The sequence below is a fragment of the Sphingorhabdus sp. genome, from assembly GCF_040079335.1.
Taxonomy (GTDB): domain Bacteria; phylum Pseudomonadota; class Alphaproteobacteria; order Sphingomonadales; family Sphingomonadaceae; genus Sphingorhabdus_B.
The window spans coordinates 1-13,465 of sequence record NZ_JBEBKL010000059.1; the positions used below are offsets into that span (position 1 = coordinate 1).

Genomic DNA, 13,465 nt, shown 5'->3' on the forward strand with positions numbered 1-13,465 from the left:
CACACTGGGGCCGATCGTCCGAATTTTCATGATCGATGGCGCGGCCGACTATGATCGGGCGAGTATCACAAATCGCAAGCAGCTCAATCTCTTCCACCTCGCGCTGCTGACGGAAGGCGTGCTGACCATCCCCGGCTCGAACGATTTCTTCCTATCATTCGCGCACAGTGAAGCGGATATCGACGCGATCATCGCTGCTGCTGCGCGCGTGCTCACGCGGTTTGATTTTGCCAGCGCGGTTGAACCATGAGCGCGCTGCCAATCGCCGGCCACTGGTTCGAGCGCAAGGCGCTGGGCGAGGGCATCACCTTGCTGTGGGAGCCGCATGTTCACCCGCTCCTGCGCTGCAATATCTGGCATGTCGCAGGGCGGGACAGTGATCTGCTGGTCGATACCGGGCTGGGCGTGGCGAGCCTTGCCGAAGCTGCTGCAGATCTGTTCGACAAGCCGCTGACTGTCGTGCTTACCCATTGTCACATGGACCATGCAGGCGGCGCGCATGAGTTCGGGACGTGCTGTGTCCATGCCGCAGAGGCGCAGGCACTGACCGACGCCAGCAATCATCTCCCGCTCGACGTTTCGGTCTATTCTCCCGACGATCTCGCCTGGTTTTCGGGCATTGGCTACGATATTTCGGGCGGACTGCTGACCGCGATCCCGCATGCCGGGTTCGACCCCGCCAGCCATGTTCTGCAAGCTGCGCAGGCCTCGCGCCTGATCGAAGAAGGCGATGTCGTTGATCTTGGCGACCGCGCGTTCGAGGTGCTGCACCTGCCCGGTCATTCGCCAGGCAGCATCGCTTTATGGGATGCGGCAAGCGGCACGCTGTTCTCGGGCGATGCGATCTATGATGGTGCGTTGCTCGACCAGATACCGGGCTCTGACATCCCGGCCTACATCCGCACGATGGAACGGCTGCGCGCCCTGCCCGCCCGTATTGTCCATGCCGGGCATGATCCCAGTTTTGGCCGCAGCCGGCTGGTCGAGCTGGCCGATGCCTATCTCAACAGCAGGAGCGCCCCATGACCATCGATGTCATTGTGCCCGAGGCCATGCGCAAAGCCTATGACGCATTCCATTATGCACCAGCAGTGCGCGAAGCCGGACTGATCTTTTGTTCAGGCGTGATCGGCCAGGGCGACAGCGCCGAAGACGAGTTTCGTGACGCCTGGCGAAAGATCGGCCTGATCCTTGCCGAAGCCGGTGCGGACTACGCCGATATTGTCGATACGACGATCTACATGGTTGATCTGGCCACCAATGCCGCGGTGATGGCGAGGATCAAAGATGAGTTCGTCCATGCCCCCTATCCCGCCTCCACCTGGATTGGCGTTTCGGGTTTCGTTCGCCCCGGCGCACGCGCGGAAGTCAAGGTAACGGCGAGAGTCAAATCATGATGGTCGAGGTTGGCGAATTGACCCGCGAAGTGGGCGCGACTGTGGCACGCGCCATCGAGGACGAGCTGGATTGGGAGCATCTGCCCCATGTCCACGCCTTTGCTTTTGAGAGCATCATCCTCAACAAGGCTGACCGCAATGGCTGGGATGCCAACGTCGTACTGCGCGACGGGCAGGCGATGCGGATGACGGTGGCGCTTGATGCCGACCGGTTGGGATATACCAACGCCACTTTTGACGCAGACGGGACCGAGAATGGCCGCACCGTTTGCCGGATTACACCCGGCCAAGGCGATCACTGCACGATGCACCTACGCTTCTTCGTGCCCGACCGTCCGAATCTCGACAAAGCTGCTGCAGGCAAGTTCTATTCCGAGATGTGGTACCGTCTGATTGACGAGGATGAGCCCAAGATGATCCACCGCGCCCGCGCGCTGAAGGAAGGAGCCAAGCTCCATAAGCAGCGACGACAGGCAACCTTGGCGGACGGCACGGTCTGCGATGTGCCACTGGTCTGTCCGCACCAGGGGCTACCGCTCAATTGTGAACCGGACAGCGACAATGTGATGACCTGTCCCTGGCATGGCTACCGCTTCGATGCGCAGACTGGTCAATGCGCGACCGGTCAGATCAAGGGCTGGATAAATCGCCCGGCAGACAACATAGCATGAGGGTCGGCGGTTTCGTTGCCTGGCCTTTCGCACTGATGGTCGGCACCTATGCGCTTTACCAGTTGATGCTCAAGCTCCCGCGCCCTGGGATCAATATTCTTGCCTTCCAGGTGCTGGCTTATGCAGTTGCCTTGGTCGCCGCCTCGATCCTTTGGTGGCGCAACCCCGAACTTGGCAGCAATCGTTTTGAACTGCGCGACGTGTTGGTTGCAGTGGTATTTGGCCTAGCGGTGGTTGGCCTCGAGTACGGTTATGTCTCTGCTTTCCGCCTCGGATGGCCGGTAAACACCACTGGAACCATGGTTACTGTTGCTACCGCCGTTTTGCTTGTTCCCCTCGGGTGGTTGGCATTTCGAGAAGTTCTGCCACCGCGCAACCTGATTGGCGCGATCATGTGCCTTTCAGGACTTTGGCTGCTTGCGCAGAGATAGCCTGAACGGTGCGCGATCGGCTCCTATTATCCAGCGCACGGACATCGAGTTAGATTTCGCTGACAAGCCGGCCAAAACCGGCATATCGATCATCAGTTTCGGTGATTGTCCAGGCCAATGCCAAAATCGTCATGCTCATCATCGAGATGAAGAGCGCAATGGCCGATGCGGACAGCTCTCCGGGGAACCAGTCCCGCCAACCGGCGTAAGTGATCGGCGAAAAACACAGGCTGAACCAGCATGTCGCCAAACCGGCGAAGGTTCCGGCAGCCAAGGGCCAGGTATTGCGACGTCGGCTAGCGGGTAGGCTCCGCCGAGCGCCTTGAAGCTGCCCAGGCCAAGCCTGCTGCTTTCATCCTTGGCAAAGGTCGCTGCTACCCCAAGCTCTCGCGCCAGCGAGTCCAGGCGCAAAAGCGGAGTTATCCGGTGCCTTGGGCAGAGCCCCAGCAGTCGCCGGACTTCCTCCGGAGCTTCCCGACTAAGCCATTTCGCGAGAGCGGGCGTTGGCGCACTGCGCACAGCCCGAGCGTTGAATGCGAACTGGGAAATGGTTATCTTGCTGGTCATCGCGCAAATATATCGCGAAGCTCAGGCGAAATCTCCGCTTTATCCGCTTCGCTTGAGCCGAATTATTGCGAATTCTGGAGAGTTAGCACAATGAATCAGCTCGATAGCTTTGACCGCGCCATACTGGAGATACTTCAAGTCGATGCGACGCTGTCCTGTGCTGAGATTGGCGGGAGCTGGTGGGTTTGCGACGGTCCGCTTCCGGGCACAACAAGCGTGAAGCGGACCGTTGGAGCGCTAGCTTTCCGAATAGCGTCGTTTGAAATAATGGAAGGGCAGCCAACTCGATACATAGGTCCACCCTGCTGCTTTCATCTCGGCCATCATGGGGGCGACTCCAAGCCGTCGTCGATATTCCCAATTATACTCGGTAGAGCGAAAAGTCAGCGTAAGCATGCCGGTGTTAATCAGTTCGTTGCCGTTCCTGCCTTCGTTTCGCATCATGGCCATCTCGTTGAAGGCGGTCGCTCCGAACCGAACGATCTTAGCGCCTTCCTCGTCCACGGCGCCTTCATCTGTTTCCGCAGATTTGAATCGCTGCTGCGCTGCCTGTTTGGATATGCCCAATGCGTCGCCGACATCGGTCCAGCTCAACCCGGTTCTCCGCGCAGCATCGACCCACCGCTGAAGGTCGAGCCTTCCTTCGTCGGCCACGATGTGAGCCGCCATAATAGCGTCCTTGAACTCCTCGACATTGTCGCCGGTAAAGGGAGGATGGCGGCTATTGGCCCATTCAATCATTACTGCCGCCGTGCCGTCTCTGATCGCTTTTTGCTCTGTAAATTGCACTGCTACCTCCGTCAATTGGTTGCTGACTAAAAGTCAATGTATTATTGACAATTTTAAGTCAACACATTCTTGACGACTCGGTCGTTCTTCACTCGTGGTGCAGGAGGTTGCGATACCCGCCGTTCACTAGCCTGCGCGCTTCGGCAATCAGCCGGAGCGTATGTCGGCGTTCATCTGATCCTTTCCACGTCGCCCCTGCAAGTGGCCGATCACGCCCAAACACGAGACTGAAGGGGAGTTCCCGCGTCGATGCACCGCCATTGAGAGCGTCGTGGATGGTGAGCAGTTGGGCGAGCCGGGCACGCCGATAGGCCGATGGCGCGCCGCCGTGATCAGGCCCGAGGCGAAATCCGCACTTAATCCGCTCGTAACGGGCAGCGGCGGCTAGTCTCGTGAATGTGTGTTCGTCCTGCAGGATGATCAAACACTGGGAGCAGGCCTCGGGCACCGATCTCACGCAAAGTCGAAGGCGCGTACCCGATGGGCATCCGGCAACGCGGTGCCACGCGATTTGGCGCGGTCAGGGATTGAACGGGTCATATTCGTGGATCACGCTGTCGGCGTCGCCATCGAATTCGGACGTAGGGACGGCGGAGTAGCAGTTACCAGCGTGGAACAGGGTGACGCAGACTATCAGGGTGCGGGCGAGGCTCCAGGCGTGACGCTGTGCGATGGTGAGTGACATGTTCGAGCTCCTGTCTCGGAGCAGGGACCATCCCCGCTCGACAGGCCCCGGACGGACGGCGCAAAGCCGCAATCACCACGAAGGCGCCGCCGTAGTGGCCGCATGCGCAGCGTAGCGGACCCTTTACGGGTTGATTGAAGGAGGCTTTGGGGCGGCCAACGGATGGGCCTCAAAGAGCGGGGTGGTTCACGCCTTTAGGAGACTTGATGTCCCCAATGTCGGGGGGAGCGGAATGTCGGCAATTATTGGGAAATGCCCAAAAGCTGTGGTCAAAGCAGATAAGCCGTAGTGCGCTTGACGCAATCCATGACGACCGATGTTTTGAACTTCTTGATGTTGGCATTCCCGAGAAAATGGCAGTCGGTGAATGCCTTGTAAGATGACATGTTGGGCATCGCGAGAATGACAAACAGATCGGCATCACCGGTCACGTAATAGCATTGCAGCACTTGAGGATCATCGATCAAAGCTCTCTTTGTGCCTTCGAGCGTTGCTGCATGCTCATTCTCCAGCGAGACCTCAACCAAGATGGTCAGCAGTTGCCCGACCCGTTCTGGTTCCAATATCGCCCGTGTGGCGATGATGGTGCCATTTTCCTTCATCCTCTGAACGCGGCGAAGCGTTGCGGATGCAGATAAGTTTACCCGTTCGCCGATGTCGGCATAGGCTAATGTCGCATCCTCCTGAATGATCGTCAGGATTGCGCGATCGAAGTCATCAAGCTGATCCATTGCGTTAATCTCCTATTTCGCGCTGTTTTATTGCTACGGCTTGCCTATAATAGCTGAGATAACGCTGACGTAGCACGCTATTGTTGCGTCATGACCGAACGTCAAACCATTTCTTGCTTTACAGCTAACCCGCGCGCAACCCGAGATACGCCACCCCAGCCTCTGCGTGATTGGCTGGGACGAAGCGCACCAGAGGAAGTCCGCCATCTTCTCAACCTGTGCCCGCAGCATCAAGTAACGCCACTCAAGCGGCTCGATTGTCTGGCTCAAGAGCTTGGGTTGGCTTCGATCTTTGCCAAAGATGAAGGCGGTCGACTGGGATTAGGCAGCTTCAAGGCCCTTGGCGGCGCTTATGCCGTGGCCGAACTTGTGTTACGCTGGGCCACTGAGCGTCTTGGGCGTTCGGTGATGCCGGCTGAGATTATGTCCGTAGAAGTCCGGGAGGCGGTCAAGAACCGGACCATATGCTGCGCGACCGATGGCAATCATGGTCGCTCGGTTGCAGCAGGCGCACGCCTCTTCGGCTGCAAGGCAGTCATCTTTGTTCATCAAAATGTCGAAGACAGCCGACGTGCCCTGTTGCGGGCGCTGAACGCACAAGTTGTCGAGGTCTCCGGCACATACGACGATAGCGTCGATATGTGCGCCGATGCTGCGCGAGAAAATGGCTGGCAGCTGGTGTCGGACACCAGCTGGAAGAGTGAGAGCGATGTTCCAGCCCGCGTCATGCAAGGATACACGGTTCTCGTCGATGAGGCCCTGTCGCAAATGAACCAGTCTCCAACCCACGTTTTCGTTCAGGGAGGTGTTGGCGGCTTGGCTGGCGCCGTCGCGGGCCATTTGGCGGACTTATTCGGGAAGGCGCGACCGACGGTTGTCGTCGTCGAACCGGATCGGGCCGGTTGCCTCATCGCAAGCGCGCTGGCCGGGCGGCCCGTTGAAGTTCCGGCGAGCGATCCAACGGTAATGGCAATGCTGGAATGCTATCGCCCGTCTGAGGTGGCTTGGCCAATACTGGATCGCTATGTTGATGCGTTCATGACGATTCCCGACACCGCTGCAATAGACATTGTGAAGGTTCTGGCAAATCCGTCAGGCACCGATCCGGTCATCGCAGCAGGCATTTCAGGCGGTGTCGGTCTGGCCGGGCTGGTTGCGGCCGCACAAGAGCCGCACATTCGGGAAGCGCTTGGACTAGACCATCATTCTCGCATTTTAACTATCATAACGGAAAGGGCTGACACGCCTGCCGCTAACCAAACAACTGTGACTTCAATCTAGAAAAGGAACTTTCTGCCATGATTATGGATCATCTCGAACTATCGACGAACAAGTTTGACGATATGTGTGCCTTCTATGACGCCGCGCTTTCGCCATTGGGGGTCACCCGCATCGTGCCGGGTTCGCCTGCAGGATATGGTCAGGGCGATATTTTGCCTTTTTGGATACGCATTGGCGACAACAGCACGGTCAACGCGCATTATGCCTTTTCATGCGCATCGCGCGCGCTTGTCCATGAAGCCTTTGAAGCGGCGAAGGCCATCGGCGGAACTGGGCCGCGCGAACCCAAAATCCATCCCCATATCGACCCCAATTATTATGCGGGATATGCTTGTGACCCGGACGGCCATTTGGTGGAGTTTGTGTGCCGAAAAGCGGAGACGTGATGCACTGTCCCTTCGGGGTTGCGGCGGTCATTCTGAACGGCAGCTTTTGAAGAATGCTGATTGAGTGTGGAACGACCGAAAAGTTGTCGGGACGGGTCATTCGATGGTCCACACCGAAATCCCCATTTTGCGTGCCTTGTCGACCAGGTTGGCATTGATGCCATTGCCTGGACAGGCGACCACAGCCTTGGGCAGCACTTCGAGCATCTGATCGTTGCGGCGGAACGGTGCAGCTTTCTTGAACCGCTCCCAATCGGGCCGAAACGGCACATGGGTGATCTTTCGTGCGCGTGCCCAGAGGCATGCGATATGCTCGCCGCCGGTGGGATTTCCGCCGTGGAACAGTACCATGTCGGGATATTTGGCGAGAACCTTGTCGAGCGCTGCCCAGATGCGGTTGTGATCCTGATAGGCGGGACCCGAGGTGAACGCAATGCGCGTGCCGGCCGGCAGCATGGGCTCAGTTTCCGAACGGCGCTTGGCGGCGAGAAAGTCGCGGCTGTCGATCATGGCGGCAGTCAGGGTGCGATGGTTGACCAGTGATCCAGTGCGCGGTGTCCAGGCCTTGCGGAAGTGCGCCTCGAACTGGTCGGCAGCGGCTTCGCGCATGAACTCCATGGTGTTGCGGCGTTCGATGAGCCCAATGCCTTCCCGGATCTGCCGTTCCAACTCGACCGATTTAACCTCGGAGCCATCCTGCTCGCGCTGGCTGCGCTTCTGGCCGTCCTCATTGTCGTCAAGTTCGCGCTGGATGCGAAATTCGGCGCGGTGGAAGAGGTTGGCGAGCGACCAGCACAGGTCTTCAAGATCGGGTTCGAGCCTCGTGTCGATCATGGTGGCAATAAGGGCGTCGAACATATCGGCTACGGCACCGGCGGCCATGCGCTCCTCGGGCAGTGGCCGCGGATCAGCTTCGTCGGAGAAAGGGCGATAGCCGTAAAGGGCGATTTCATCGAGGAGGTGGGCGGTGGGTGAGACTTCGTGATCGGGTTCGGAATCGTGCATGGTGGTCATGGCGCTGTCCTTGGGGCCTTGGGACCGGGCACTTTGCCCGACCGCCATTGCGGCCTCCCGGCAGCCGGTCTTTCGGACGCCTCCCCGGAAGGCTGGGCTTGGCCGGGAGCAAGCATCTGGATGGTGCGCGCCACCTCAGCCTGATCCCCGATCCCGTATCGGCTCAGCCTCAGTCTATGGAGAAGCGAGCCCGATCCTGAGCGTGCAGTTGAAGCGCAACCCGCTGCCCCAGCGTCGATGCGCCGAGCTGGCGCAGATCGTCATTGAAGTCGCCGAATTCTGGCAGGAGCGACACGAGTTGGATCCCTGCTGCCTTTGCCCGCTCGGTCAGGATGCCAAACGCCGCGTCGCCTGCCGCATCGCGGTCGCGCGAGACGTAGAGGCGCCGAAGTGCGGTCGGGAACAGGATGGCAGCGAGATGGGCTGACGATGTAGCGGCTGCCATCGACATGGCAGGCAGGACTTCGCGCAAGGACAGCATGGTCTCGATGCCTTCGCCCGCGATCAGGACGTCATCCGCCGTTCCGAACCGGACCGCGTTGCCGAGAATGTTGCCCATTGCCCGGCGCGGCGATGCGACATTGGCCTTCACGCCGCCTGATGGATCGATCCATGTCCGATGCGTGCCGGTCTGCACTCCATCGTTATCAGACACTGCTGCGATCATTGCCGCAAAGGCTCCAGGAGTCCCGGGAACATCATCCTCATTGGCTCTGTAGTAGCACCGCGGATGAAAGCGCAGGGCTGGCAGTCCGGAGACCCGAGTGATGCCACGTGATCGCAGATAGGCGCTCGCCAGTGATCCGGTCAGGGGCTTCGAGGCGGCGAACAGGCGTCTGGCAGCGGTTGTGGACCCTGCTCGTGCGGGCTTGGCGAAGGCTGAGGCAGTGCGCTCTTCGTCCGAAGTCAACGGTGGCAGGCTGAGGAAGCGTTCGGCTTCGTCGATGGTCTCGGCCAGTCGACCATGCCGCTGATTGAGCCGGATGAGATCGACGAGATCGCCATGTTCACCGGTCGCGGCATCGACCCAGTTGCCGATTGTGCCCCGTTCGGTCTCGAACAGACGGACATAGAGGCTGCGCCCCGGCGTGCCTGCAACGTCACCGACCATCCAGTAGCGGCCTTCGCGTCTGCCTGCGGGCAAATAGTGACGGCAGACGGCCTGCGCGTTTTGCGCAAGCCGTTCGGACAATTCCGCCGCGCGGGTGGAAATCCTGCTCATGTTAGGCAGCCTTCCGGTCCGCGATGCGCGTCAAAGGGTGCCGTTCGAACAGCCGCTCGATCACTGCCGAGCTTGTCACAACATCATCGGGGACGAACAGGCGCAGTTTCCAGCTGATGATCTCGGAGAACAGTCCCATGGCCTTCAGCCGGTCCACCGCCGTCGATCCGAACCCGGTGAGTTCGATCCGGTTGACCTGCATGAGCCGCGAACGGCGCAGTTGCAGCCCATCGGCAAGGTCGAGAATGGTATGGCCTTCTCGAAGAAGGGCCAGTGCCTGCGGCGGCGACAGTATCGGGGCGTCCGGTCTGGCTGTCGCACTCGCTGCCCATGCCGGAGAGACCCTGCGCCCAACAACGCGACTGCCATCGTCGGTCTGGAGCCGGTAAACGCGGGTGGATTCTTCAGGAAGCTGTTTCCAGATCGGGAGCAGCAGGCCGGTGACGATGTGCAGTTCGCTTTGTGTGAACTCATCCACCTGTGCGACTTCCGCCTGCCAAGTTGACGCGAACGTCCGCTCATCCACTTCCTCCCAGCTGGTCTCCGCCAGATGGTTCAGGGCGAAGTTCAGCCGCTCCATTGGCCGGATCAGCCGGATGCGGCGTTCAACTTCGCCGTCGTCGAGCATGACGCTGCGTGCGGGAAGCTGGACCGCAGCGCGTTTCGAACGGGCGTTGACCAACAGCCGCGCTCCCGGCTCGGAAGCCAGGTCGAGTGCTTTCTCCGCCGTTACCGGCTGGTTGCGTTCGCGCATTGCCACGGTGAGCAACCGGGTCTCGGCACCTGTTGCCGGGTGTGTGTAGATTGGCTCGCTGCCGGTGACAGTGAAGCTGTCGGCTACTAAAGTTTCGAGGCCCAGATCGTAGCTGCCCGCCGCAATCGCACTCTCGACCTTGGCGCTGAGTAACTGCTCGAACACCGTGAACAGGACGTTCTGCATCGCAATCGTCAGCGCCAGCAGCCGGTTGAGGAAGGTCGTGATCGGCGGCAGTTCGTCCTTCAGACAGCCGCTGCCATCGGTAAGCGACAAACCAGTCATGCCCTCGAACGTGCCGAGCGAACAATGGTCGACCTTGCCCGCATGGATCAGCACATAGAGCTGACGCAGGGCGTCGCGGGCATAGGGGCTTTCGAGATTGTCCTCGGGGCGGAACAGGCCTTGGCCGCCGGTCTGGCGCTGCCCGCGCGTGATTGCCCCCAGCGTGTCGAGCCGCCGAGCGATGGTGGAGAGGAAGCGCTTCTCGGCCTGAACATTGGTCGCCACGGGCCGGAACAGCGGCGGCTGCGCCTGATTGGTGCGGTTGGTGCGCCCGAGGCCCTGGATTGCGGTGTCGGCCTTCCAGCCAGCTTCAAGCAGGTAATGATGGCGAAGCCGCTGGTTCCGCGCGCCGAGATCCGCATGGTAGCTGCGCCCGGTGCCGCCGGCATCGGAGAAGACGAGTATCTGCTTGCGGTCCTCCATGAACGCCTGCGCTTCGGCGAGGTTGGCATGGGCAGGTCGGTTCTCGACAGCGAGCCGGTCGCCATTCGCATCGATCTTGCGGACGATCCGCCGCGAGCGCCCGGTTACCTCGGCTACCATGTCTGTGCCGAACCGCTGGACGATCTGGTCGAGCGCGCCTTGCACAGGCTCCATTGAGGCAAGCTGCTCGATCAACCGGTCGCGCCGCTCGATGGCCTCGCGGCACTGCACCACATTGCCATCATTGTCATAGGCAGGCCGGGAGGCGAGGTTGCCGTCGCCGTCGGCGAAGCTCTCATGGAGCTGGGTCGGGAAGCTGTGGAGCAAATAATCCAGGACATATTCACGCGGCGTGATGTCCACCTGAACGTCGTTCCACTCTCCCGGATCAATGTCGGCCAGGCGGCGCGACAGCAGCGCTTCCCCGGTTGAGACGATTTGCACCACGGCGGCATGGCCATCAGCAAGCCCCTGTTTGATCGCGGCGATCAGCGTTGGCGTCTTCATCGCCGTGATCAGATGGTTGAAGAAGCGCTGCTTGGCACTTTCAAACGCCGAACGGGCCGCCGACTTGGCCTGTGCATTCAAGGTGCCCTCGTTGCTGGTGACGTTCGCTGCTTCCAGTGCGGCATCGAGATTGTTGTGGATCACCTGAAAGGCCCCGGCATAGGCATCGTAGATTCGAACTTGCTCGGGCGTCAGCTGGTGTTCGATCAGGTCATATCCGACGCCTTCGTAGGAAAGCGAACGGGCAGCGTAGAGGCCGAGTGCCTTGAGGTCGCGCGCCAGCACTTCCATCGCCGCGACCCCGCCCGCTTCAATGGCCGCGACGAAATCGGTGCGCTTGTCGAACGGGAAGTCCGCGCCGCCCCACAGCCCGAGCCGCTGGGCATAGGCGAGGTTCTCGACCGTGGTTGCCCCGGTCGCCGAGACGTAGAGGATACGAGCATCGGGAAGTGCGTGTTGCAAGCGAAGCCCGGCACGCCCTTGCTGGGAGGGCGCGCAATCGCCCCGGTCTGATTTGCCGCCACCGGCATTCTGCATGGCATGGCTTTCGTCGAAGACAATGACCCCGTCGAAGTCGGTTCCAAGCCAATCGACGATCTGTTGGACCCGCGAAACCCGGTTTTCGCGCGCGTCGGAGCGTAGCGTGGCATAGGTTGTAAAAAGGATGCCCTGCGCGAGGCCAATGGGCGTTCCCTGCCGAAACCGGGCGAGCGGAGTGACGAGTAGCGGCTCCTGACCCAAGGCCTTCCAGTCGCGCTGGGCATCTTCGAGCAGCTTGTCGGATTTGGAGATCCACACCGCACGCCGCCGACCCTTGAGCCAATTGTCGAGCAATATGCCAGCAACCTGCCGTCCCTTGCCTGCGCCCGTGCCGTCGCCGAGGAACCAGCCTTTGCGGAACCGGACTGCGGTGTCGCAATCGTCGGGCGCGGCTTCGACCTTGTCCCATGTAGGATCGACTGACCAGTTGCCAGCGAGATGATCGGCATGAGCTTCGCCCGCATAAATGACCGATTCAAGCTGGGCATCGGACAGCAGTCCCCGCTCGACCAGACCTTTGGGCAGATGCGGGCGGTAGGTCGGCTTGGGCGGCGCGACTGAGGACATAGCCGCCGACTGCACCAGGCGTGTGGGATGCGGCTGGGCACCGGCGATGCGGATCGATTGGAGCGTGTAGGGCTCATAGAGCGTGTCGGAGAGTTTGCCGTCGTTCGGCGATTGCCAGTCGATCAACTCATAGTCGAGGGGCACGCCTGATGGCTCCGGTGTCTGAGTTGGAACCAAGCGCGGCTTTGGTCCTGCCGTTTTTCTGGCTGGAGAGTTGCGGGAGGCGACCAGCGGTTGGATTGCCGGTTCCGCGATCGGCTGTCGTGGCGGCAGGCCGTCGATCAGCCAGCGCAGCAAGGTCGCAAGATCAGGGGCCAGCCCAAGCGATCCCGGAAACTGCGCTGGAGCGTCCGCAGGCACCTTGTCGATCACCGTCAACCGTGTCTCGACCGATGTGCCATGCGGTGCGAACACGCTGCCAGCTATGGTCGCGGAGAAGACCACGCGTGCCTTGTCCTGCAGCCGGACGAAGCCGTCGCGCCACGCCTTGTGGTCGGGCGCGCAGTTCGCACCAGTGATCGCAACGAGCCGTCCGCCGACGGCAAGCCGGGCAATCGCCGATGACAAGTGTCGGAATGCCGCATCGGCCGCACGGGTCTCGACATGAAGCGCGGTTGAGAATGGCGGGTTCATGACGACGCAACTCGGCACCAAGCCTGCATCCAGCCGGTCATGGATCTGCGCGCCATCGTGCATCGACACGGGCGAGCCTTCGAACAGGCTGCCAAGCAGCGCCGCGCGCACGTCGGCGACTTCATTCAATGCGATCCTGCATCCGGCGAGTTCAGCCTGGATCGCGAGCTGGCCAGTGCCCGCTGAAGGCTCAAGCACCAGCTCAGCAAGGCTGAAGTCCGCCGCGAACCCGGCAACCCATGCCAGTCCCAACGGTGTCGAGAATTGCTGGTAGGACTGCATTTCTTCGCTGCGCCGGGTCTGGGTCGGTGCGAGCCGGGCAATGCGTTCGACGAGTTTCAGCCGTTCGAACGGATCGGTGGTCCTGGCATGAATGGCCGAGCCATAGCGGCGCATGAACAGTAGCTGGGCGACCTCGACCGCTTCGTACGCTGCCTTCCAGTCCCAGGCGCCGCTCGCATCGCTTGCGCCAAAGGCGGATTGCATTGCGGTGCGAAGGGCGGGGGAGTCGATCCGGCGCCCGGCGGCAAGGTGGCCAAGCAGATCATGGGCTGCCGCGATGATCGAGGCAGCGGTCTGTTC

General features: G+C 60.7%; 14 protein-coding genes. 8 read left to right on the forward strand and 6 right to left on the reverse strand.

Going from position 1 to position 13,465, the window contains the following annotated elements:
- From ABL922_RS12895 to ABL922_RS12915, 5 genes are all read left to right on the forward strand, one after another.
- Nucleotides 1-250 (forward strand): hypothetical protein (locus ABL922_RS12895; RefSeq protein WP_349024616.1); only part of this gene is annotated, 250 nt, incomplete at its 5' end.
- Nucleotides 247-1,026: an MBL fold metallo-hydrolase gene (locus ABL922_RS12900; protein ID WP_349024617.1), complete on the forward strand. Its 780-nt coding sequence runs from the start codon at nucleotides 247-249 to the stop codon at nucleotides 1,024-1,026. The genes ABL922_RS12895 and ABL922_RS12900, both read left to right, overlap by 4 nt.
- Entirely contained in the window at nucleotides 1,023-1,397 is a 375-nt protein-coding gene (locus tag ABL922_RS12905) for a Rid family hydrolase (RefSeq protein WP_349024618.1), read from the forward strand. Before ABL922_RS12900 ends, ABL922_RS12905 begins: the two co-directional genes overlap by 4 nt.
- Complete coding sequence (locus ABL922_RS12910) at nucleotides 1,394-2,068, forward strand: Rieske (2Fe-2S) protein (RefSeq protein ID WP_349024619.1); 675 nt, start codon at nucleotides 1,394-1,396, stop codon at nucleotides 2,066-2,068. Before ABL922_RS12905 ends, ABL922_RS12910 begins: the two co-directional genes overlap by 4 nt.
- Complete coding sequence (locus tag ABL922_RS12915; RefSeq protein WP_349024620.1) at nucleotides 2,065-2,499, forward strand: hypothetical protein; 435 nt, start codon at nucleotides 2,065-2,067, stop codon at nucleotides 2,497-2,499. The genes ABL922_RS12910 and ABL922_RS12915 overlap by 4 nt, the downstream gene beginning before the upstream one ends.
- Before the next feature lie 49 nt (nucleotides 2,500-2,548).
- Here the strand turns inward: ABL922_RS12915 and ABL922_RS12920 are convergent, their stop codons facing one another.
- Together ABL922_RS12920 and ABL922_RS12925 are read right to left on the reverse strand one after the other, a co-directional pair.
- Entirely contained in the window at nucleotides 2,549-2,773 is a 225-nt protein-coding gene (locus ABL922_RS12920) for a hypothetical protein (protein ID WP_349024621.1), read from the reverse strand.
- 530 nt (nucleotides 2,774-3,303) lie between these two features.
- On the reverse strand, nucleotides 3,304-3,807 hold the full coding sequence (locus ABL922_RS12925; RefSeq protein ID WP_349024622.1) for a hypothetical protein: 504 nt from the start codon (nucleotides 3,805-3,807) through the stop codon (nucleotides 3,304-3,306).
- Between the two features lie 592 nt (nucleotides 3,808-4,399).
- Between ABL922_RS12925 and ABL922_RS12930 the strand changes: the two genes are divergently transcribed.
- Nucleotides 4,400-4,537 carry a hypothetical protein gene (locus tag ABL922_RS12930; protein WP_349024623.1) on the forward strand — a complete coding sequence of 46 codons (138 nt, stop codon included), beginning with the start codon at nucleotides 4,400-4,402 and terminating at the stop codon, nucleotides 4,535-4,537.
- 272 nt (nucleotides 4,538-4,809) lie between these two features.
- On the opposite strand, the gene ABL922_RS12935 is transcribed toward ABL922_RS12930, so the two are convergent.
- Nucleotides 4,810-5,271 carry an Lrp/AsnC family transcriptional regulator gene (locus ABL922_RS12935; RefSeq protein ID WP_349024624.1) on the reverse strand — a complete coding sequence of 154 codons (462 nt, stop codon included), beginning with the start codon at nucleotides 5,269-5,271 and terminating at the stop codon, nucleotides 4,810-4,812.
- Nucleotides 5,272-5,361: 90 nt separating this feature from the next.
- Here ABL922_RS12935 and ABL922_RS12940 point away from each other — a divergent pair, with 90 nt between their 5' ends.
- Nucleotides 5,362-6,552: a diaminopropionate ammonia-lyase gene (locus ABL922_RS12940; RefSeq protein ID WP_349024625.1), complete on the forward strand. Its 1,191-nt coding sequence runs from the start codon at nucleotides 5,362-5,364 to the stop codon at nucleotides 6,550-6,552.
- A gap of 17 nt (nucleotides 6,553-6,569) precedes the next feature.
- Entirely contained in the window at nucleotides 6,570-6,938 is a 369-nt protein-coding gene (locus ABL922_RS12945) for a VOC family protein (protein ID WP_349024626.1), read from the forward strand.
- Nucleotides 6,939-7,034: 96 nt separating this feature from the next.
- On the opposite strand, the gene ABL922_RS12950 is transcribed toward ABL922_RS12945, so the two are convergent.
- The 3 genes from ABL922_RS12950 to ABL922_RS12960 form a co-directional block, all read right to left on the reverse strand.
- Complete coding sequence (locus ABL922_RS12950) at nucleotides 7,035-7,952, reverse strand: DUF2493 domain-containing protein (protein ID WP_349024627.1); 918 nt, start codon at nucleotides 7,950-7,952, stop codon at nucleotides 7,035-7,037.
- Between the two features lie 169 nt (nucleotides 7,953-8,121).
- A complete protein-coding gene (locus ABL922_RS12955) occupies nucleotides 8,122-9,174 on the reverse strand; it encodes a toprim domain-containing protein (protein WP_349024628.1) in 1,053 nt (350 codons plus the stop codon).
- Between the two features lies 1 nt (nucleotide 9,175).
- Nucleotides 9,176-13,465, reverse strand: a 4,290-nt coding sequence (locus tag ABL922_RS12960; RefSeq protein ID WP_349024629.1) for a strawberry notch family protein, incomplete at its 5' end; no start/stop codon positions are given.